The 21922-nt window shown below is 54.7% G+C and carries 20 protein-coding genes, 1 other RNA gene and 1 other annotated feature; of the genes, 6 read left to right on the forward strand and 15 right to left on the reverse strand.

What is annotated here, in order from left to right; all coding sequences use genetic code 11:
- Positions 1-58: 58 nt before the first annotated feature.
- The gene (locus BJU60_RS04445; RefSeq protein WP_254281636.1) at positions 59-607 is read left to right on the forward strand and encodes a VOC family protein; all 549 of its coding nucleotides are present in this window, start codon (positions 59-61) and stop codon (positions 605-607) included.
- A 62-nt stretch (positions 608-669) separates the two neighbouring features.
- Complete coding sequence (locus BJU60_RS04450) at positions 670-1116, forward strand: hypothetical protein (RefSeq protein WP_070327654.1); 447 nt, start codon at positions 670-672, stop codon at positions 1114-1116.
- Between the two features lie 45 nt (positions 1117-1161).
- On the opposite strand, the gene BJU60_RS04455 is transcribed toward BJU60_RS04450, so the two are convergent.
- From BJU60_RS04455 to cymR, 4 genes are read right to left on the reverse strand one after another with little or no spacing between them, the layout of a single operon-like run.
- On the reverse strand, positions 1162-1827 hold the full coding sequence (locus tag BJU60_RS04455) for a tetratricopeptide repeat protein (protein WP_174545508.1): 666 nt from the start codon (positions 1825-1827) through the stop codon (positions 1162-1164).
- A gap of 4 nt (positions 1828-1831) precedes the next feature.
- Positions 1832-2953, reverse strand: coding sequence for a tRNA 2-thiouridine(34) synthase MnmA (gene mnmA / locus BJU60_RS04460; RefSeq protein WP_070327656.1), 1122 nt, complete (start codon positions 2951-2953; stop codon positions 1832-1834).
- On the reverse strand, positions 2954-4090 hold the full coding sequence (locus BJU60_RS04465) for a cysteine desulfurase family protein (RefSeq protein ID WP_070327657.1): 1137 nt from the start codon (positions 4088-4090) through the stop codon (positions 2954-2956).
- Between the two features lie 17 nt (positions 4091-4107).
- Positions 4108-4515 carry a cysteine metabolism transcriptional regulator CymR gene (gene cymR, locus BJU60_RS04470; protein ID WP_070327658.1) on the reverse strand — a complete coding sequence of 136 codons (408 nt, stop codon included), beginning with the start codon at positions 4513-4515 and terminating at the stop codon, positions 4108-4110.
- A 60-nt stretch (positions 4516-4575) separates the two neighbouring features.
- On the opposite strand from cymR, the gene BJU60_RS04475 reads away from it, so the two are divergent.
- Positions 4576-5883 (forward strand): replication-associated recombination protein A, encoded by a 1308-nt coding sequence (locus tag BJU60_RS04475; RefSeq protein WP_070327659.1) that lies wholly within the window; start codon positions 4576-4578, stop codon positions 5881-5883.
- Positions 5884-5907: 24 nt separating this feature from the next.
- Here the strand turns inward: BJU60_RS04475 and BJU60_RS04480 are convergent, their stop codons facing one another.
- From BJU60_RS04480 to BJU60_RS04490, 3 genes are all read right to left on the reverse strand, one after another.
- A complete protein-coding gene (locus BJU60_RS04480; RefSeq protein WP_070327660.1) occupies positions 5908-6675 on the reverse strand; it encodes a tRNA threonylcarbamoyladenosine dehydratase in 768 nt (255 codons plus the stop codon).
- Positions 6676-6770: 95 nt separating this feature from the next.
- A non-coding RNA gene (gene ssrS / locus BJU60_RS04485) (6S RNA) lies at positions 6771-6957 on the reverse strand.
- A 75-nt stretch (positions 6958-7032) separates the two neighbouring features.
- Positions 7033-8247 carry a DASH family cryptochrome gene (locus tag BJU60_RS04490; RefSeq protein WP_070327661.1) on the reverse strand — a complete coding sequence of 405 codons (1215 nt, stop codon included), beginning with the start codon at positions 8245-8247 and terminating at the stop codon, positions 7033-7035.
- A 344-nt stretch (positions 8248-8591) separates the two neighbouring features.
- Here BJU60_RS04490 and BJU60_RS04495 point away from each other — a divergent pair, with 344 nt between their 5' ends.
- Complete coding sequence (locus BJU60_RS04495; RefSeq protein WP_070327662.1) at positions 8592-9239, forward strand: YczE/YyaS/YitT family protein; 648 nt, start codon at positions 8592-8594, stop codon at positions 9237-9239.
- A gap of 50 nt (positions 9240-9289) precedes the next feature.
- Here the strand turns inward: BJU60_RS04495 and BJU60_RS04500 are convergent, their stop codons facing one another.
- Together BJU60_RS04500 and BJU60_RS04505 are read right to left on the reverse strand one after the other, a co-directional pair.
- Entirely contained in the window at positions 9290-10324 is a 1035-nt protein-coding gene (locus tag BJU60_RS04500) for a zinc-binding dehydrogenase (protein WP_070327663.1), read from the reverse strand.
- A 96-nt stretch (positions 10325-10420) separates the two neighbouring features.
- Positions 10421-12133 (reverse strand): ABC transporter ATP-binding protein, encoded by a 1713-nt coding sequence (locus BJU60_RS04505; protein ID WP_070327664.1) that lies wholly within the window; start codon positions 12131-12133, stop codon positions 10421-10423.
- Positions 12134-12251: 118 nt separating this feature from the next.
- Here BJU60_RS04505 and BJU60_RS04510 point away from each other — a divergent pair, with 118 nt between their 5' ends.
- Complete coding sequence (locus tag BJU60_RS04510) at positions 12252-12602, forward strand: iron-sulfur cluster biosynthesis family protein (RefSeq protein ID WP_070327665.1); 351 nt, start codon at positions 12252-12254, stop codon at positions 12600-12602.
- Positions 12599-12790 (forward strand): hypothetical protein, encoded by a 192-nt coding sequence (locus tag BJU60_RS04515; protein ID WP_070327666.1) that lies wholly within the window; start codon positions 12599-12601, stop codon positions 12788-12790. The genes BJU60_RS04510 and BJU60_RS04515 overlap by 4 nt, the downstream gene beginning before the upstream one ends.
- Positions 12791-12823: 33 nt before the next feature.
- Here BJU60_RS04515 and aspS read toward each other — a convergent pair whose 3' ends face one another.
- The 6 genes from aspS to recJ all read right to left on the reverse strand — a co-directional run bounded on the left by aspS (position 12824) and on the right by recJ (position 21847).
- Complete coding sequence (gene aspS, locus BJU60_RS04520; RefSeq protein WP_070327667.1) at positions 12824-14602, reverse strand: aspartate--tRNA ligase; 1779 nt, start codon at positions 14600-14602, stop codon at positions 12824-12826.
- A complete protein-coding gene (gene hisS / locus BJU60_RS04525; RefSeq protein ID WP_070327668.1) occupies positions 14599-15879 on the reverse strand; it encodes a histidine--tRNA ligase in 1281 nt (426 codons plus the stop codon). The genes aspS and hisS overlap by 4 nt, the downstream gene beginning before the upstream one ends.
- A gap of 39 nt (positions 15880-15918) precedes the next feature.
- Positions 15919-16153 (reverse strand) — a binding site (T-box leader).
- A 38-nt stretch (positions 16154-16191) separates the two neighbouring features.
- Entirely contained in the window at positions 16192-16635 is a 444-nt protein-coding gene (gene dtd, locus BJU60_RS04530) for a D-aminoacyl-tRNA deacylase (protein ID WP_070327669.1), read from the reverse strand.
- Positions 16636-16652: 17 nt separating this feature from the next.
- Complete coding sequence (locus tag BJU60_RS04535; protein ID WP_070327670.1) at positions 16653-18842, reverse strand: RelA/SpoT family protein; 2190 nt, start codon at positions 18840-18842, stop codon at positions 16653-16655.
- A gap of 187 nt (positions 18843-19029) precedes the next feature.
- A complete protein-coding gene (locus tag BJU60_RS04540) occupies positions 19030-19548 on the reverse strand; it encodes an adenine phosphoribosyltransferase (RefSeq protein WP_016508814.1) in 519 nt (172 codons plus the stop codon).
- Position 19549: 1 nt separating this feature from the next.
- Positions 19550-21847, reverse strand: a complete 2298-nt coding sequence (recJ, locus tag BJU60_RS04545) for a single-stranded-DNA-specific exonuclease RecJ (protein ID WP_070327671.1) — start codon at positions 21845-21847, stop codon at positions 19550-19552.
- Positions 21848-21922 lie beyond the last annotated feature (75 nt).

Consider the following 21922-nt stretch of genomic DNA (forward strand, 5'->3'; position numbering starts at 1 on the left):
TTTTTTGCTGAATCAAAGGGGGAACTGTCGAAGTGAAACCATGAAGGAGGAAACAATTATGACGAAGCGGCTACCAATCAGTGGACTATGTGAACTCGTATTAGAAGTGACCGATATGACGGAGGCCGTCGATTTTTGGCACGGTAAGCTCGGTCTGCCGGTCGTCGAGCAATGGGTCGGGGATGACGCCGAACCGAGCGCGTCGCAAGAACAAGCGAACGAACCTTGGGCGACATGGCTGTACGTCGGCGGCAACACACGCCTCGGTCTTTGGCTGAAGCGTGACTTCACTCCAGACGAGGAAGAAAACCGTCAGCAACAAGTGACCGCATGGGACACGCTGTATGACGAAGGCGGCGCCCACGTCCATTGTGCCTTTTTCGTGCCGATGGAATCGTTCGATCAAGCGTTAGAAGTGCTCGAGGCGTCAACGATCCCGACGAAGTTGCGGACGTGGGACGAGGATGAGACGGTCAACGGCAAAGAGCGCTCGGTCTATTTTAAGGACCCGAGCAAGAACGTCATCGAACTGTATACGAAAAATATGGACGAGGCGTACGGCGAGTTTGCCGGCAAGCCGGTGAAGATCACGACGAAACAGTTATGAATGCGATGGAAGCTGAACGAGCCGCATGATAAGATGAGAGAAAATGGTAAAGGTTGTGCTCTATGACGCTCATTCTCCCTGAATGCATCACCGGATTCTCTTACAGCGACTGCCCCGCACCCGGGTCGGATATCGAGACGTTCGAAAACATCTGCCTCGACTTCGCGAGCCAGAAAGGCGGCACCTGTTTCTTTATTCTCGGGGACGGGGTCACGCCGAACTATGAACAAGCTAATATCAGAATTGGCGAACGGACCATCTATGTCTTACTCAGCCACCTTTATCCGGTCATCGGCATCTCTAAACTTGAACCGTTTCAATACGAGTACATCGATGTACCCGAGCTGACCGACTTGTTTCCTGACACTTACCAGATTCCGTCAGCGGCGGAACTTAATGAACGATTCGATTTGTCGCTTCAGCCGTTTTTAAGCGAGGTGGATCGCATGCAGATCGAATATTGGAACCCGAAGACAATCGGCAATGTTATTTTTCATTACTGGGACTAACAGAAAGCGCCCCTGCGAATCGCAGGGGCGCTTGTTTACGTTCATTCAGTTACCGAGCAAGGCGTCCATTTTCGCTTTCGCGTCACGCGCGAGCTCATGGTCCGGTTGCAGTTCGAGTACGCGCTCGAGTTCGGCGTACGTCTTGTCCTGCTCACCGAGGAACGCATAGGCGATCGCCAAGTTGTAGCGGGCGTCCGTATGAGACGCATCCAAGTCGAGCGTGTCCTCGAGTGCGTCGACCGCCAAGTCGAGCTGCTCGTTTTGCGCGAGCGCGAGCCCGTATTGGAACGTGATCTCGACGTCTTCCGGCGCTTGCGTTTTCGCTTCACGAAGTCGCGGCAACGCGCGGACGAAGTCGCCCATCGCCTTGTACGTCAAACCGAGCATGAAGTGCAAGTCTGCATCATTTATGCCGGAAAGAAGCGCTTGTCGAAGCGACGCTTCGGCCAAGTCGACTTGTTCGAGCTCATAGGCGAGCGCGCCTTTCGCGTAATGGGCCGCACCGAACGCATTGTCGAGTTCGAGCGCCTTGTCGTAAAAGACGACCGCCCGTTCATGGTCACCGATCGCTTGAAGCAGTGTGCCCATGTTGACGTAACCGGTCGGGTCCGTCGGGTTCGCCTCGATGGCGTCGTTGAAATGTTTGGCCGCTTGTTCAAATTCACCTTGCTGCATCGCTTGGATGCCTTGTTCGTTTGCGTTCACTGTCATCACCTCATCCGATATAGTCGAGTTGTTTCCCGTTAATATACGCTTTGTCGATCGTCGCCCCGCCTAGACAGATATCGCCGTCATAAAAGACAACGGCTTGTCCTGGCGTGATGGCACGTTGTGGCTCATCAAATTTGACGAGTACTTCGCCACCATCGAGCGGCGCGATCGTTACCGGCACGTCTTGTTGACGATAGCGGAACTTCGCCGTCGCCCGGAACTCAGCCTCAGGAGCCGAGCCGGTCCACGACAATTGTGACGCAAAGAGCGCGTCTGAATAGAGCGCGTCGTGATGGAAGCCTTGGCCGACGTAGAGGATGTTCTTTTCGACGTCTTTCCCGACGACGAACCACGGCTCTCCGTCTCCGCCGATGCCGAGGCCGTGCCGCTGACCGAGCGTGTAATACATGAGCCCGTCGTGGCGTCCTTTCGCAACCCCGTCGAGCGTCTGCATCTCACCTGGTTGCGACGGCAAGTATTGACCGAGGAACTCTTTGAAGTTCCGCTCTCCGATGAAGCAGATGCCGGTCGAATCTTTCTTCTTCGCCGTCGCGAGTCCAGCAGTCTCGGCGATGACACGGACGTCTTTTTTGTCCATGTGCCCGATTGGGAACATCGTCCGCTCGAGTTGGTCTTGCGACAATTGGTTCAAGAAGTACGTTTGATCCTTGTTGTCGTCTTTCCCACGAAGCAGGCGGTGCTCGCCGTCGACGAACTCGACGCGGGCGTAATGCCCTGTCGCGACGAAGTCGGCCCCGAGGCGGAGTGCATGATCAAGGAACGCCTTGAACTTGATCTCTTTGTTACACATGACGTCCGGGTTCGGCGTCCGCCCGAGGCGATACTCGGCCAAGAAATATTCAAAGACGCGGTCCCAATATTCTTTCTCGAAGTTGACCGCGTAGTACGGGATCCCGATTTGGTTGGCGACCGCGATGACGTCCTCATAGTCCTCTGTCGCCGTGCAGAATCCAGACTCATCCGTATCGTCCCAGTTTTTCATAAAGATCCCGATGACGTTATACCCTTGCTCTTTTAACAGATGGGCCGTCACCGAAGAATCGACGCCGCCTGACATCCCGACGACGACCGTCGTGTCTTCAGGGGCTTTTGTTCGTAAGTTCATCTATCTCACTCCGTTCATAAATGTCGAGACGACCTCATGTAGTCGTTCGGCGAGCCGTGTCACGTCATCGACCGTGTTACCCAGTCCAAAACTGATGCGGACCGATTGTTTCGTCCGGTCAGATTGACCGTACATGGCCGTCAGCACGTGCGACGGCTCAATCGTTCCAGCCGTGCAGGCACTGCCGCTCGAAATGGCATAACCACGCATGTCCATCATGATCAGGAACGGCTCAAGCTCGATGCCCGGCAGGTACAAGTTGACGATGTGCGGCAAGCGGTTCGCCCCGTTCACTTCGTACTCGACGCCAAGTTCATCAAGCGTGTGTAGCAACGTGTCAGCCATCTCTCGGTAAGCTGTCACCCGCTCGTTCCGTTCGGCCATGACCAGTTCGGCCGCTCGGCTAAATCCGACGGCACCCGGAACGTTTTCCGTGCCGGCTCGACGTTTCCGTTCTTGTTGTCCTCCAAAAGAACGCGTCGCTAATTTTACACCTGTTTTTATAAAAAGAAAACCGATACCTTTCGGACCGTTCACTTTATGCGCCGACGCCGACAACAAGTCGACGCCGAGCGCGTGCACGTCGATCGCTTCTGTGCCGAGCACCTGGACCGCGTCCGTATGGAACAACGTATCCCGATCGGCAAGCAACATCCCGATGTCAGCAATCGGTTGGAGCGTGCCGACCTCGTTGTTGCCGTACATGACCGAGACGAGGATCGTATCGTCACGGAGTGCGTCTTTAAGCGCAGCGACAGATACGGCACCGGACTCGTCGACGTCTAAGTACGTCACGTCGAACCCTTCACGCTCGAGTTGCTCCATCGCATGCAAGACGGCGTGGTGCTCGACTTTCGTCGTGATCACATGCTTCCCTTTGTGTTGGTTCGCATAAGCCGCGCCGAACAAGGCGTAATTGTCTGACTCGGTCCCGCCCGACGTGAAGACGATCTCGTTTGGCGTCGCACCGATCCATGTCGCGAGCGTCCGTCGTGACGCGTCGAGTGCCGCCCGAGCTTTCCGGCCGACACCATGTATGCTCGACGGATTGCCGTACTGCTCTAAAAAATAGGGAGTCATCGCCTCGAGCACCTCGGGACGCATCGGCGTCGTGGCCGCGTGGTCAAAATAGTTCATATCCGTTCACCTCATCGTTAAATATAGAACATGTAGCCTTCTGAATCTTCTTCCGCGAGATCGGCGAGTGTCGTTTCTTCTAACACCGTCTCGATCGCCGCTTTGATCTTGTCCCAAAGTTTTCGCTTCACGGCGTCATCCGTCTCCGAGTCTTCGACGATCGTCAGCGGGCCTTCGAGCAGTCGAATGATCTCACCGGCCGTGATGTCGCGCGGTGCTTTGACGAGCTGATAACCGCCGTAGGCACCGCGGACACTTTTGACGAGACCGCCGTTACGGAGCGGGCCGATCAATTGTTCCAAGTAATGTTCTGGCAGTTCATGGCGCGCCGCGATTTTCTTCAAACTGAGCGGTTTGCTGTCCGTCTCACGGGCAAGCGCGATCATGATCGTTAAACCATAACGGCCTTTAGTAGATATTTTCATATTGGTTTCTCCTTCTGTTATACTGTTCGAACAAACGTTTGTCGAAAGGAACGTGTCCGTATGAGTGATTTATTTCAACAATCGAATAGCGGGCCGCTCGCCAACCGGATGCGCCCGGAGACGTTAGACGAAGTCATCGGTCAACGCCACATCATCGGTGAAGGCAAGCTGTTGCGCCGCGCCATCGAGGCCGACCGGCTCGGCACCATTATTCTTTATGGTCCGCCAGGCACTGGCAAGACGACGCTCGCTCGCGTCATTTCAAAGTATACGAAAGCGACGTTTGTTCAATTGAACGCCGTCACGGCAAAACTAGATGAGCTACGGAGCGTCATCCGTGCAGCCGAATCTCGTTTTGATTTCGAGCAAGAGCGGACGATTTTATTTTTAGACGAGATCCATCGTTTCAATAAACTGCAACAAGATGCGTTGCTCCCGGCGCTAGAGGCCGGCAAGCTCGTCTTGATCGGGGCGACGACCGAAAATCCAAGTTTCGAGGTCAATGCGGCGCTATTGTCGCGCGCGACCGTGTTTCGGCTCGAGCCGCCTGGACAAGACGAGCTCCGGGTCGTGCTTGAGCGTGCGCTCGCCGACAAGAAAGGGCTCGGCAACTACCCGGTTGAAATCGAAGACGCAGCTGTTGACCATTATATCAAAATGGCGGACGGTGACTACCGTGTCTTATTGAACGCGCTCGAACTGGCCGTCTTGACGACGCCGGAAGTCGACGGCAAGATTCAAATCACGCTCGACGTCGCCGAAGAGTCGATCCAACAAAAAGCCATCAAATACGATAAGACGGGCGACCGACACTATGACGTCATCTCGGCGTTCATCAAGTCGATCCGCGGCTCGGACCCGGACGCCGCCCTGTACTGGCTCGCCGTCATGATCGAGGCGGGCGAATCGCCGCGCTTTATCATGCGTCGCCTGTACGTTCACGCGGCCGAAGATATCGGTCTGAGTGACCCGAACGCGCTCGTCATCGTCGACGCGGCCGCACGGGCGAGCGAACATATCGGGTTCCCGGAAGCACGCATCCCGATGGCCGAGGCCGTCCTCTATCTGGCGACGGCACCGAAGTCGAACGCCGTCATCACCGCGATCGACAAGGCGATCCATCACGTCCGGACGGTCGAAGGTGGTCCCGTCCCGGTCCATCTCCGCGATGCGCATAGCCCCGGGGCACGCGAGCTCGGTAATGGCGCCGGCTACAAATATCCACACGACGAGAAAGACGGGTACGTCCCGCAAAACTACTGGCCGGAAAACTTGGCCCGGAAACGTCCTAAATATTATACACCGACGAGCCGTGGCTTCGAGCAACAACTCCAAAAGCGGCTCGACTATTGGGAAAAACGACGCTGACTCATTCGAGTCGGCGTCGTTTTCTTAGTTCTGGATGCGATTGATCTCGACACCAGCCGTCTCGAGCATTTGATTGATGACGTACCCGGCGGCGACGAGTCCTGCGACCGACGGCACGAACGCGTTCGAGCTCGGTGGCATCTTCGCTTTACGGATCGGGGCGTCTTTCTTACCGACGACCTCGTTCACGTCCTCGCGCGTCACGATCGGTGACTCGTCCGAGAACACGACCGGCACGCCTTTATAGATGTTATGTTTACGCAAACGCGTCCGCACCATCTTCGCGATCGGATCGTATGACGTGTCTTTAATGTCGATGACTTGAATCCGGGTCGGGTCCATCTTGTTGGCCATCCCCATGCTTGAAATGACCGGGATACCACGACGTTTACACTCGACGATCAAATGGATTTTATAGATGATCGTATCTGACGCGTCGATGACGAAATCGATGTTTTGAGCGAAAAACTCTTCAAACGTCTCTTCGGTATAAAACATCTTCAACTGGACGAGTTCGACGTCCGGGTTAATGTCGAGCAGACGTGCCCCCATCGCCTCGACTTTCGGTTGTCCGACTGTCGACAAGAGCGCGTGGATTTGACGATTGACGTTCGTGATGTCGATATCGTCTTTATCGACGAGCACGATCCGACCGACACCGCTCCGGGCAAGTGCTTCTGCTGCGAACGAGCCGACACCGCCGACGCCAAGAATGGCGACCGTCTTTCCTTTCAACGTTTCAATACCTTCTTGACCGATGGCCAACTCATTACGCGAAAACTGGTGTAACATAATCTTCCTCCAAATTAATACTATTTTTTCACACTATTTTACTCGGAATTATAGTCAAAAAAAAGACGTCTAGCGACGTTTTTACAATAAAATCGATGGGGCCCGGAGTGCCGTGACGATGCCCTGCTTTTGAACCTGCTTAAGCAGGTGGGTGATCTAGCGTCCCCTTCACAAGTCCTCCTGCACGTGATGAGGCAGTTGATCCGGCTGGCAGTTCGATCTCCCGTATTCAAAGTGTTGGCTCAAAATAACGAAGGCGGCTCTCGAACACCTCAGGTATCCCATCTGATGCCCTTACTATAGCATCCCATGTAAAAAGAAGTCAATCAGAAACCTCGATTTCCGGTGACGGTTTCGTCACATCCACGTGTCACGAAACGCACGCGTCGGGTCATACGTATCTTGTTGGCGTGAGACGTTGAAACGCCGGTCGCGTGAATCGTTGCCGACACCGGCCTGATACGCCCAATTGCCATAATTGCTGGCGACGTCGTAGTCGATGAGCATCGCTTCGAAGTAGGCCGCACCGTAGCGCCAATCTTGTCCGAGCTCTTTGGCGAAATAGCTCGCAACGATTTGCCGGCCCCGGTTCGACATCCATCCCGTCGCGTTCAACTCGTGCATGAACGCATCGACGAACGCGACGCCCGTCTCGCCTTGCTGCCACCGATGAATCACATCCTCGTCCACTTTCCACGCCTTGTCCTTCGAACGTATCCCTTGGCGACGGAACAACCGCTTCCCTTGCTCGAGCGCGACCCATTGGAAAAACTCGCGCCACAACAGTTCAAAATAGAGCCAATATGTCGACTCGTTCGCCCCGTGCTGTCGTTCATGAAGCTCTAGTTCATGGAGCACACGCCGCGGCGAGAGCGACCCGTTGGCAAGAAAAGCCGACAACTTGGATGAGTCGTCGACCCCAAAGCCGTTCCGCGTCTCTTTATACGTGCGGACGGGACCTGCCAAATAGTCGCTCAGACGTTTCAGCCCCGACGTCTCGCCGCCTTGAAACGGAAAAGCGGACCGGGCGTCGAGCGTCGGACGCTCGAACGGGACAGGAAACGGGAGCGGACGCGACTGACCTGAGCTCGTCCGCTCGATCAGCTGTTCAGGACGGGCATCGTCCTCGACCGCTTTTCGGAACTCGGTGAACAAAAACGGCATTTTTTTAAACGGGATTTCGGTGCGTGGGTACAGCGTGAATCCGTCGAACGATTGCCACTCCCCTTGCCAACGTGCGATGACGTCTTTTTCAAGCAAGCGTTCGTTCAACCCGATCGACCGTTGAAACAACAGCCGGTCTGTCGGGTCGAGGATGTCGAGCGGATGACCGACATGCACGTAGAGCGGGATCCCGAGCGCATCGAGCGATCCGGCCAAGTCTTCTAGCGACTCTTTTAAAAATTGAAGCCGTCTGGCCCCGAGCGGGATGACGCCGAACCGATTTTCGTTCAGCTCGTCTTCCCTTATAAAGTAATGCCCCTCGATCGCTTCATCATGCTTCTGCGCCTCTTCGAGCGGCCGATGGTCATCGATCCGTAAATCGTTCTGATACCAAATAATCGTCTTCATATCCTTCGCCTCCTGGCTCTATTATGCGTGATGCATCTACCATCAATCGTGTCGAACCTGTTCGAAATATGTTTTCATTTCCGCAACGTGTGGAATATAACTCTTTAGAGAAGAGAAAGGGGTGCAACAACATGGCTAGAAAAGGAAAATTTGGCACACTCATCAAAGTCGCGACGGCGGTCGCTCCGTTCGTCTACAATTATTATAAAAAGAACAAAGCAAAAAAAGCAGAAACACCTAAAAAATAATCAATGACGTCTCAGCCAAGCTGAGGCGTTTTTTTCTTGCCTTGAAACCAATTATGATATGATGATGGAACATTTTAGGGAATCGAGGCGACCAATATGCAGGCGGTATGGATACAGTCTTTACGAATTAGTTTGAAGTGGGCGTTGTTCATGGGCGGTTTGTTCCTGCTCGCCCTCGGGTCGTCGATGATGATCACGGCCGACCTCGGCGTCTCGACGTGGGACGTGCTCCATCTCGGGCTCGCCCGGCACACGCCGATCTCGGTCGGGACGATCATTCTCCTCGTCGGCCTGTTGCTCGTCTTATGCAAATACATATTGGACCGCATCCGACCCCAGTTCGGGACGCTCGTCAACGCCGTCTTCGTCGGTGTGTTCATGAACTTGATCCTTGACCACCACTTGTTGCCGACGCTCGACGGAACCGCACTCAATATCGCCTGGCTCGTTCTCGGCATCTTCGTCATTGGCATGGGCGCCGGGCTGTATGTCGCCATCGGTTACGGCGCCGGCCCGCGTGACGGACTGACGCTCGCCTTGGCCGACCGTTTCAATACATCGGTCCGCATGATGCGGACGTGGATGGAGCTTTCCGCTTGCTTGATCGGCTGGGTGCTCGGCGGTCCCGTTTTTTTCGGGACGGTGCTGTCGATTTTCTTGATCGGTCCGTTCTTCCAGTTTTGGCTCGAACAGTTCCGCCGGCTCGTCTCGGTCATCGACCGGGCGAAAGCCGATATCGCCTGAATTTAAGAGAGGAAATCGGACTCAAGGGGTCCGATTTCCTCTCTTTGCTGTTACGGGACGAGGACGATCTTACCGACCTTGCCTTGCTGTTTGAAATACGTTTGCGCCGCCCGGGCCTCTTCTAACGGGAATGTGCGGTCGACGACCGGCTTGATTTGACCGCTCGAAATCGCTTGGAGCATCGCTTTGAATTCCGCTCGTGTCCCGAGCACCGATCCATACATCGTAATGTGCTTCAAGTAGAGCGTACGGAAATCGAGATCGGTCCGTTGTCCCCCGGCCGATCCGGATATGCAAAACTTACCGCCGTTCTTCAATACATCGAGCGACGTTGCGAACAACGCATCCCCGACGACGTCGAGCACGGCATCGACCGGTCCACCGTTCGCTGCTAAAATCTCGTCCGCGAGCGTCTTCGACCGATAGGAAACGACGTGGCTCGCCCCGAGCGCTTTCAGTTTCGGTGCGTCTTTCAAATCACCGATGATGGCGATGACGTTCGCTCCGAACACGTGCGCTGCAATCTGCACGTTCAACGAGCCGACACCGCCGCTCGCACCGGTGACGACGACCGTCTCACCAGGACGGATTTGAATTTGCTCGTTCATGTGCCACGCCGTCAACCCGCTCACCGAGAAGACGGCGCTGTCGACGAAACTGTCGAGCGGCATGTCATAACAAAGCTCGGCCGGCCAGACGACATATTCCGCATAACCGCCGTCATATTCCGAGCCGATGAACGACATGTCGGGAGCGATATGCTCCGCACCGTCCGCCCCACTCGACGTGAACGGAAACAAGACGACACGTCGGCCGATCATCCCTTCATCCACTTGATTCCCGACCCCGACAATTTCTCCGGTAATATCTGATCCTGGAATCCGTGGAAACTGGACTCCCTCCGGACGCCAGCCTGATTCCTGCTCCGTCCCGTACGCCCCTTCTCGCATCCATATCTCCGTATTGTTGATGCCGCACGCCTGTACGCGGACGAGCACCTCATCGTCTTTCGGTGTCGGGACCGGGACGTCGACGACCTGTAATTGATCGACGTCACCGTATCCGATAACTTGAACTGCTTTCATCAATTCGTTTCCTCCTCACACACACTGATGCTTGTTTATACCCATTTTACGCAAAACAGCCACCAAGACTTGAATCACTGGTGGCTGCCCGACTAGTTATAGTTGTTGCCGTCTGAGCAGCCCGGCGAAGACGCCGCCTTTGGCACTCAACTCGTCGTGCGTGCCGTCCTCGACGATGCCGTCGGCGGTGACGACGAGGATGCGGTCGGCATTCTTCACGGTCGCAAGACGGTGCGCGATGATGAGCGTCGTCCGGTCGGCCGCGAGTTCCGTAAGCGACTCTTGGATAATCGCTTCCGTCTCGGTGTCGAGGGCGGACGTCGCTTCATCTAAGATCAAGATCGGTGGGTTCTTCAAGAACATGCGGGCGATGGCGATCCGTTGTTTCTGTCCGCCCGACAGTTTCAGTCCCCGCTCTCCGATCTGCGTGTCGAGCCCGTGCTCGAGTTCGTCGACGAGCGAGTTCAAATGTGCCTTCTCGACCGCGTGCATGACTTCCGCGTCGCTCGCCTCGAGCTTGCCGTAGGCGATGTTCTCGCGGAGCGTCCCGGCGAACAAGAACACGTCCTGCTGCACGATCCCGATCTGGCGACGCAGACTCTCTTTCGTCATGTCACGGATGTCGATCCCGTCGATCGTGATGGCCCCAGCCGTCACGTCATAAAAGCGTGGGATGAGTGAGCAGATCGTTGTTTTGCCGGCACCGCTCGTCCCGACGAGGGCGACCGTCGATCCGGTCGTGATGTCGAGGTCGATATGCGTCAACACTTCTCGGTAGTCCGAGTAGCCGAACGAGACGTCGTGGAAAGCGATGTTCCCTTTCAGTGAACTGACCTCGACCGCGTCCGGACGGTTCTCGATGTCCGGTGCCTCATCGATCAGTTCTGTGAACCGTTTGAAGCCGGCCATCCCTTTCGGATACATCTCGAGGAGCGCCGTGATCTTCTCGACCGGTTTGATGAGCAAGTTCATATACAAGATGAAACCGACGAGCTCACCGTATGTCAATTCGTTTTCATACGTCAAGTACGCCCCGTAGACGAGGACGAGCAATGTCATGAGCCGTGTCGTGATATAGATCCCGGCGAGCGACTTACTCATGACCCGATACGCTTCGATCTTCGAACCGCGATAGAAGTTGTTGTCTTGTTGGAACCGGTTGATTTCGAACGTCTCGTTCGTGAACGACTGGACGACACGCGCGCCAGAGACGCTATCTTCGACGCGGGCGTTCACTTCACTGATGTTGCCGTACATCTTCTGCCACGCCTTGTTCATGTTTTTATTGGCGTACGTGATCATGATGACGAGGAACGGAACGGCGATGACCGTCACGAGCGCAAGTTGCGGATTGATCGAGAACATGATCCCGAACGCGCCGAGCAATGTCATGATGGCGATGAAGAAGTCTTCCGGGCCGTGGTGTGCCACTTCGCCGATGTCGAACAAGTCGTTCGTGACCCGGCTCATCAAGTGACCGGTCTTATGGTTGTCGAAGAAGCGGAACGATTGCTTATGGATGTGCGTGAACAGTTCTTCGCGCATGTCGGTCTCGATATTGATCCCGAGCTTGTGCCCCCAATAGTTGACGACGTACTGCATCATCATGGCGAGTATGTACAGAATAAGCAGGCCGATACTGATGATAATGATCCAGTTCCATTCGCCGCCTGGTAACAGAACGTCGATGAACCATTTCACAGCGAGCGGGAAGCCGAGCTCGAGCAGGCCGACGAGGATGGCGAACGTGAAATCAAGGATGAATAACTTCTTATGTGGACGGTAATAACTAAAAAAACGTGAGATCATTTCCTTTCCCCCTTCTAAACAAATAGTTTACGCTTTTTTGCAGGAAGTGGAAAATGGGAAGCACGTCTTTTTCAATCTTTTTTCAGACGATGTATAATGGATGTAAGGAGTGATAACAATGAACGTACAGATTACAGACCGCGCGAACGAGCGCATCAACGCCTTAAAAGGCGACCGTGACGGACAGATGCACTTGTTTTATGAGACGGAAGGCTGCGGTTGCGGCAATAGCGGCATCTTCGAGATCCGTTACGTGACCGAGACGACGCCAGAAGACGTCGAGATCGACTCGAACGTCGGGCCAATCCTCATCAAGAACTGGACGAAAGTCTTCCTAGATGAAGACATGATCATCGACTACCGCGACGATAAACGGTCGCTCGTCTTGAAGAGCAACGGTCAAGTGTTCAACTCGAACCTGCTTGTGACCGACGGGACCGGTTGCCAGCTGAACGTGCCGAGCGCATGAAACAAGCGCTCCAGGAGCACCCGAAGTTGATGCTTTGGTTCCTCCTCAGCTTCGGCCTCGGTTTGTTCGGCATCTATCTCGCTTTCACGGACTCCGTCTATACGATGACGGCCGTGATCGCATCGCTGTTCGCGTTCGGGTTCGCGCTTCAACGGACCGCAAAGAAGATGGAACAGCAGAATGACTAAAAAGGAGGTTCGCCGCGGCGAACCTCCTTTTGTTTATCCTTGTTTCTTCTCTTTCACCGCTGTCCGGATTGACAACTCTTCGAGTTGCGCGTCCGCGACCGGGCTTGGTGCTTGCGTCAATAGACAGCTCGCCGACGCCGTTTTCGGGAAGGCGATCGTGTCACGAAGGTTCGAACGACCCGCGAGGATCATGACGAGGCGGTCGAGACCGAGCGCGATACCCGCGTGCGGCGGTGTGCCGTATTCGAACGCTTCGAGCAAGAAGCCGAACTGGGCGACCGACTCTTCGACCGTGAAGCCGAGCAGTTTGAACATGCGCTCTTGAATGTCACGCTCATAAATCCGCTGCGATCCGCCACCGAGCTCATAGCCGTTCAAGACGAGGTCATACGCGAGCGCGCGCACGCTTGCTGGGTCCGTCTCGAGCAAGTGGAGGTCGTCACGGTTTGGCATCGTGAACGGGTGGTGGTTGGCGTAGAAGCGGCCGTCTTCTTCTTCGAACGTGACGAGCGGGAAGTCCGTCACCCAAAGGAAGTTGAACTTCGACTCGTCGATGAGTCCGAGCTCATGACCGAGCTTGACACGAAGGGCGCCGAGGCTGTCGGCGACGACAGTTGGTTTTGCCGCCACGAACAAGAGCAGATCGCCCGCTTCCGCGTTCGTCGCTTCAATCAACTTCTGTGCGTACGTCTCGTCGAAGAACTTCGCGATCGGTCCGTTCAAGCCTTCAGCCGTCACTTTAAGCCAAGCGAGGCCTTTCGCGCCGTAGACGGCCGTGAACTCTTGAAGTTTGTCGATGTCTTTACGCGAGAACTTGTCGGCCTCGCCTTTGACGTTGATCGCTTTGACGTGTCCGTTCGACTCGAGCGCCATATCGAACACTTTGAAGCCTGCGCCTGTGACGGCGTCGGCGACGTCGATGAGTTCGAGACCGAAACGTGTGTCCGGCTTATCCGAACCGAAGCGACGCATCGCTTCCTCGTGCGTCATCCGCTCGAACTTGGCCGGTGTGTCGGTGCGACCGAGCGTCGCTTCCATCACTTGCCCCATCATCGCTTCCATCATCGCCATCAAGTCTTCGACGTCCATGAAGCTCGTCTCGATGTCGACTTGTGTGAATTCCGGTTGACGGTCGGCCCGGAGGTCTTCGTCACGGAAACAGCGGGCGATTTGGAAGTAACGGTCGAACCCAGCGACCATGAGCAACTGTTTGAACAGCTGCGGTGATTGTGGGAGCGCGTAGAACTCGCCACCGTGGACACGGCTCGGGACGAGATAGTCACGGGCGCCTTCCGGTGTCGACTTCGTCAAGATCGGCGTCTCGACTTCGAGGAACTCTTCTTCTGTCAAGAAGTTACGGATCGTGTTCGACGCCTTCGAGCGGAGACGGAACGTCTCTTGGAGTGCCGGACGACGCAGGTCGAGGTAACGGTATTTGAGGCGAAGGTCTTCTGAGACATTTTCCGCTTCGTCGCCGATCGGGATCGGTGTCATCTTCGCCGCGTTCAAGATGTTGATCTCTGAAGCGATGACTTCGATGTTCCCTGTCGGCATGTTCGGGTTTTTGTTCTCACGCTCGAGTACCATTCCCGTCACGTCGAGGACGTATTCGCTACGGATCGATTCCGCGAGTTTGTGCACCGCTTCGTTCTCAGGGCGCACGACGACTTGGACGATGCCCGTGCGGTCACGAAGGTCGATGAAGATGAGTCCTCCGAGGTCGCGTCGTTTTTGAACCCAACCTTTCAATTGTACTTCTTGGCCGATCAGTGACTCTGTCACGCGGCCGTTCATATGTGTGCGTCCGATCATTGTCCTGCTCCTTCCGATAGTTCACGAATTTTGTCTGCGACGGCCGAGAGAGGCACGTCGACTTGTTCTCCAGTTGCCATGACTTTGAGCGAGGCCGAGCCGCGTTCGACTTCATCGTCTCCAAGGATGACGGTGAATGCCGCATTTAAGCGGTCGGCTTGTTTGAATTGACCTTTGAACTTACGTCCGAGGTAATCGCGGTCGGCTTTGAACCCTTCCATGCGGAGGAGTTGCAACAGGCGCGTCGCCGTCGTCTCGACGTCTTTTCCGCCTTGGGCGACGACAAAGACATCAAGCCCGGTCGAAAGCTCAGGGAGCACGTTCTCGTTCTCGAGCGCGAGGATGAGCCGTTCAAGCCCGATTCCGAAGCCGATACCTGGCATATCCGGTCCACCGATATCTTGGACGAGGCCGTTATAGCGTCCACCGCCGCAAAGCGTCGTGATCGCGCCGAAACCTTCTGCTTCCGACATGATCTCAAACGCCGTGTGCGTGTAGTAATCGAGGCCACGGACGAGTGTCGGGTCGACTTCATAGACGACACCGAGCGCGTCCAAGTGCTCGAGCACTTTGTCGAAATACGCTTTCGACTCTTCGTTCAAAAAGTCGAGGATCGACGGTGCCGACTTCATCGCCGGGTGGTCGCGATCGACTTTACAATCGAGGACGCGGAGCGGGTTTTGGTGCAGGCGCGTCTGACAGTCCTGGCACAATTCGTGTGCGACCGGCTCGAAGTGACGGATGAGCGCTTCGCGGTGGGCGTTGCGGCTCTCCGCGTCACCGAGCGAGTTGACGACGACTTTGATTTTTTGTAAGCCGAACGATTTGTAGATCGTGTAGGCGAGGCTGATCACTTCGGCGTCGACGGCCGGGTCACTGCTGCCGATCGCCTCGACACCGTACTGGTGCAACTGGCGGAAACGGCCTTTTTGCGGACGCTCGTAACGGAACATCGGTCCCATATAGTACAGCTTTGTCGGTTGATCGGGACTGCCGAACAGTTTGTTCGTGACGAAAGCGCGAACGACCGAGGCCGTTCCTTCCGGACGGAGCGTGTACTCGTCCTTGCCTTTTTTGACGAGCGTGAACATCTCTTTTTGGACGATGTCCGTCGTTTCGCCGACGCTGCGTGTGAACAGGTCCGTCGTTTCAAAAATCGGTGTGCGAATCTCTTTATAGTTGTAGCGGGCACTAATGTCGCGTAACTTGTCTTCGACATACTGCCACGTCTCGACCGTGCCCGGGAGCAGGTCTTGTGTACCGCGTGGTGCTTTCATCAAAATTCCCTCCTTAGAATACAAAAAGGCCCTCGTCCGCAAAGGGACGAGAGCCTGTTAAAGTTTCCCGTGGTACCACCCTCGTTGCAGAGCCAAAATCGATACTCTGCCACTCGAAATCGGTTAACGCCCGATGAAACGGCTTCCCCTACTAAACGTTCAAGGAAGCACCTCCAAAGTGTCGTTCGGGTCATCATCCAGTCGATGCTTTCAGCCTCGGCATCGCTCTCTTTGCTGGTGGGGTGACCGTACTTCTCTTTATCATAGGTGTTAGGTTATATGGTTCATGATGCCGAATTTTGGCGCCTTCTGTCAAGCGTTTTTTTCGAGCATGAGCGTGACCGGACCGTCGTTGACGAGCCCGACGTCCATCATCGCCCCGAACTTTCCGGTCTCGACGACGAGTCCGTGCGTCCGCAAACGGTCGTTGAACTGCTCGTAAAGACGTTCGGCGATGTCGGGTTTCGCCGCCTGCGTGAACGCGGGACGGCGGCCTTTCGACGTATCGCCGTAAAGCGTGAACTGCGACACTGACAACACTTTGCCGGCGACGTCTTGAATCGACAAGTTCATCTTCTCTTCCGCGTCTTCGAACACACGGAGCCCCGCCACTTTATCGGCGAGCCAGTTCACTTCCTGCTCGGTATCCTCATGGGTCACCCCGACGAGGAGCAGATAGCCGGCGTCGATTTGTCCGACCGTCTGTTCATCGACTTTGACAGATGCTTCCTTCACTCGTTGCAACAATACACGCACTTAAAATCTTCCTTTCGTTACGTCATCATGACTCGGCTGACCGAGTATACGTCCGAGATCTGTTTGATCCGGTCGACGACTTTTTGCAAATGGTTCACGTTCGGAATCGAGATCGTCATCGAGATGCGGGCTTGTTTGTTTTGGTCCCCACGTCCGCTGACGGCGATGATGTTCGTGTTCGTCGCGGAGACGGCTTGGAGCACGTCGTTCAACAGTCCCGACCGGTCATAACCAGTGATCTCGATATCGACGTTGTAGTTCTTCTCTTTCGCCTGGCCCGCTTCCCACTCGACGGTCAAGAGGCGTTCCGGGTGTTGCTCGTTGATGATGTTCAAGCAGTCTTTCCGGTGGATCGAGACGCCGCGACCGCGGGTGATATATCCGACGATTTCGTCGCCCGGCACCGGGTTACAGCACCGGCTCATCCGGATGAGCATATTGTCGATCCCTTTGACCGAGACGCCGGCCTCGGCCGTCTTCTTCTTCGGTGACTGGCTGACTTTTAGTTCGTTGATCGCGTCAGACAGTTCGAGTTTCGGCTCTTTCCGTTGCTTCTCCGTCAACTTGTGCGCGACTTGGGCCGCGGTGATGCCGTGATAGCCGACGGCGGCGTACATCTCTTCTTCGTTCCCGAAGTTGAACTTCTCGACGACGATGCTGATCGATTGGTCATCGATGACTTCTTTCGGTTCGAAGCCGAGCTTCTTGATCTCGACATCGACGAGTTCTTTGCCTTTCTCGACGTTCTCTTCACGTTGTTGGCGTTTGAACCATTGGCGGATCTTATTCTTCGCCTGACTCGAGACGGCGAGTTTGAGCCAGTCCTTGCTCGGTCCATAACTATGTTTCGACGTGATGATCTCGATGATGTCACCCGTCTCAAGTTTATGGTCGAGCGGCACCATGCGTCCGTTCACTTTCGCACCGGTCATCCGATGACCGATCTCGGTATGGATGCGGTACGCATAGTCGATTGGGACCGAGCCTTTCGGCAACTCGAACACGTCACCTTTTGGCGTGAAGACGTACAACATGTCGCTGAAGAAGTCGACTTTGAGCGACTCCATGAACTCTTCGGCGTCGGTCGTATCTTTTTGCAACTCTAAAATTTCACGAAGATGGGCAATCTTTTCATCAAACCCGTTCGTCGCGACGTTTTTGCCTTCTTTATAAGCCCAGTGCGCGGCAATCCCGAACTCGGCGATGAAGTGCATGTCCTTCGTCCGGATCTGCACCTCGAGCGGCTCACCCTTCGGTCCGATCACCGTCGTGTGAAGCGATTGATACATGTTCGGTTTCGGCATGGCGATATAGTCCTTGAAACGACCCGGCATCGGCTTGTACTGCGTATGAATGATCCCGAGGACAGCGTAGCAATCACGGATCGAATCAACGATGATCCGGACCGCCATCAAGTCGTAAATTTCATTGAACTCTTTATTATGCTTCACGATCTTATTGTAAATCGAGTAAATATGTTTCGGTCGACCGTTGACATCGGCTTCGATACTCACTTCATCGAGCACGGCGTTCACTTCGGTGATGACCGATGAGACGAGCGCTTCACGCTCTGTCCGTTTCTGTTTCATCATCGAGACGATCTTATAGTATTGCTGCGGGTTGATATAGCGTAACGAAATATCTTCGAGCTCCCACTTGATCGTCGAGATCCCCATCCGGTGCGCGAGCGGCGCAAAGATTTCAAGCGTCTCCTCGGCTTTTTGGACTTGCTTCTCTTTCGGCATATGCTGCAACGTCCGCATGTTGTGCAAGCGGTCGGCGAGTTTGATCAAGATGACGCGCACGTCTTCAGCCATCGCGATGATCATCTTACGGTGATTCTCCGCGAGTTCTTCTTTCTTCGACTTATACTTGATCTTCCCAAGCTTCGTCACACCATCGACAAGCATGGCGACTTCAACCCCAAATTCGTCAGTTAGTTCTTTGAGCGTGACATCCGTGTCCTCGACAACGTCGTGCAACAAGGCACCGACAATCGTCGTCGCATCTAAGCCGATGTCGACGAGAATACCGGCCACTTGCACCGGGTGCAGGATGTAGGGTTCACCTGAGCGTCTGAACTGACCGGTATGATGAAGTTTTGCGTATTCGTAAGCGCGTTTCACTTCGGCAACATCATGCTCATCCATATACTTCCCGAGCGCGTCGAGAAGATCCTCAATACTTACGATTTGTTTTTTGGTCATAACATTCGACACCCTTTTTCTTACCGCTCCCAACGTCTCGGATTCGTCGCAGCATGGTAGTAGTTTGCGTACAAGTTGTTCTATTTTTTATTACCATTATCAAAAAAATCTGACGAACTGTCAAAGGTTGTAGGTTGTTTTCCTCAAAAACTATTCAAAAAACGGGAAGCATGAGCTTCCCGTTTCCTCAGTCTTCGTAGCGGATGAGTGAGAACACGTCGTATCCTTCGAGACGTTCGCGTCCACCGAGGCCGTCGAGTTCGATCAAGAACCCGATTCCAGCAACGACACCACCGAGTTGTTCGATCATTTTGATCGTCGCTTCGATTGTGCCACCCGTCGCCAGTAAATCGTCGAGGATGACGACTTGCTGACCTGGCTTGATTGAATCTTTGTGCATCGTCAAAATGTCCGTGCCGTATTCAAGACCGTACGATACGCGAACCGTTTCGCGCGGCAACTTGCCTTCTTTACGTACCGGGACGAAGCCGAGTTCGAGGGCGTAAGCCGCCGGGCATCCAACGACGAACCCGCGTGCTTCTGGTCCGGCGATGAGTTCAGCGCCACGTTCCTGCGCGTAGACGATCAATTCGTCGACCGCTTTCTTATAGGCAGGTCCGTCTTGCATAAGCGACGTGATGTCTTTAAAGCTGATCCCTTCTTTAGGGTAATCCGCTACTTCTTTAATATGCTGTTTGAAATCCATTTTATGTGTAAGCCTCCTGCATCTTGTTCGATCGCAATGATTGTAACCGCTCTTTCAGCTCTGCCAACGACGCATAGACGAAACGTTCTTCGAGTTGTTCTCGTCCGACGCGACGTTTGTAACAAGGCGCTTCGGTCAAATCACGTTTCGGTGCTTCTGGATTCACTCCAGGCAGTCCGTCTTCCATTGTAACAAGAAATTCGAGTTCAGAGAATACTTGATGCATAAATTGAATCGTATTTTTTGTCCATTTTCGTTCGATTGACAAACGAATCAAGTTTTCACGCAGGTGTTTCCGTTCGCACGTGGCCATATGGACGTAATACGTTCGGAAATCTTCCCGGCTCGGCAATTTCTCGAAAAACGAATTACCCGCTTGGCCGAACGCGCAATAGACGCGCTCGACATCTTCGTTGAGCAGGTCGGACAGCGCCGTCTCGTCGTCCGGTAAATCGAGCAAGACGACGAACCGTTTGACCGGCGTTTTGAAATCGTGGAGTGAAAACTCGTTCGACTCGCCTCTGAACGACACGTACGATGTCGCGTCACTCGGAAGCTGTCTCAATTCATCAATCGAGTTTTTCTTGCCTCGATAATCGAACACTTGGAACCCATCGACACGGATGTCTTGAATCATGAGTTGCGGCTTGCGCATCCCGTTCCATTCGTTCACTTGGAGACTCCCCATGACCGAAACGAGTGCCATCTTCGAGATTTCCGAGACGACGTGACCGAACCCGAAGCCGATGCCGTCGAGTTCGCGCTTGTCTCCAGCAAGCTGAACTTTAAGATGCGTGTTGTCGCGCCCGATTTGACGGATATCGCGCAGTTTCGCGTCCGCGACGACGACGCGCGGTGACGGGTTGCCCATCCCAAACGGGGCGAGCTTGCCGATCTCTGCGATCAAGTCGAGCGATACGTCACTGACGTCGAGCTTCAAATCGACGTTCACGCGGGCGACGAACGTCTCGTCCGGAATCGATTCCGCTTGCTCGTTCAAGCGTCGTCTCAGCTCCGCCACATTCTCTGACATGAGCGTCATCCCGGCCGCTGCCGGGTGTCCCCCGAAGTGCGGGAGAATATCTTCGTTTTTAGAAAGCTCTTTAAATAAGTCAAAACCATCGATCGAGCGGCCCGAACCCTTAGCTTTCCCCGTCTTCGGATCGTGGCAGAGCAGGATGACCGGTCGATAGTACGCCTCGACGAGACGTGAGGCGACGATTCCGACGACACCCGGATTCCAACGTTCGCTCGCGACGACGAGGACACGGTCGTCCGTCATCGATGCTTCGACGAGTTCGGTCGCTTCTTTTGCGATCGTCTTGACGATGTCTTGACGCTCTTTGTTTTGTTTATCGAGTTGATTCGCTAAGACGAGTGCTTCTTCGACACTTTCGGCGAGCAGCATCTGGAGGGCTGGCATCGCCGAGTCAAGTCGTCCGGCCGCATTGATGCGGGGACCGAACGCGAACCCGACCGACTCTTCGTTGAGCGTGCTGTCCGTCAAGGCACACACTTCGCGCAGCGCTAAAATCCCGGGCCGCTTCGATTCATCGAGCGCCTTGAGACCAAGCTTCGCGAGCAGACGGTTTTCTCCGTCGAGCGGTACGAGATCGGCGATCGTCCCGAGGACAGCCAAGTCGAGCAGCTCGTCAGGCATCCGACCGAGCACGGCGTGTGCCACTTTAAGGGCGACTCCGGCTCCGGCGAGCTTGTCGTATGGATACGACGGATCGATGTGTGGATGAATGATTGCAAACGCGTCAGGTAGCGTCGCTTTTGGCTCGTGGTGGTCGGTGATGATCAAGTCGACGTTCAGTTCTTTCAACAGCGCCGCTTCTTCGATCCCCGAGATCCCGCAGTCGACCGTGATGACGAGCGTGAACCCTTCACTTGCCGCCCAACTGAACGCTTCTTTGTTCGGCCCGTATCCTTCCGTGAACCGGTTCGGGATATAGCACTCGGCCATGACCCCGATCTCAGTCAACGCATGCCACATGACAGCCGAGGCACTGACCCCATCGACGTCGTAATCCCCGTAGATGAGCACCATCTCGCCTTCGTCAGCCGCTCGCTTCAAGCGCTCGACGACTTTCGGCATCTGCTCGAACAAGTTCGGGTCGTGGAACTCGAGTTCGTCCTCGATCTGGAGGAACGCCTTCGCTGCGTCAGGCTCTCGATGGCCCCGTTGCGTGAGCAACGTCGCGAGTTGTTCCGATATATTTAGTTCTGTCTGTAGTTGTTCGATCGCGGCCGCATCCGTCTCCGGATACACCCACCGTTTCTTTGCATGATACATATCCTTCACTCCAATCAACTGTTGATTATATCAGAACGGGGACGTGTTTTGCCGTCTTGACATATGAAAAAGGTC

The sequence above is a fragment of the Exiguobacterium aurantiacum genome (assembly GCF_001766415.1).
Taxonomy (GTDB): domain Bacteria; phylum Bacillota; class Bacilli; order Exiguobacteriales; family Exiguobacteriaceae; genus Exiguobacterium; species Exiguobacterium aurantiacum_A.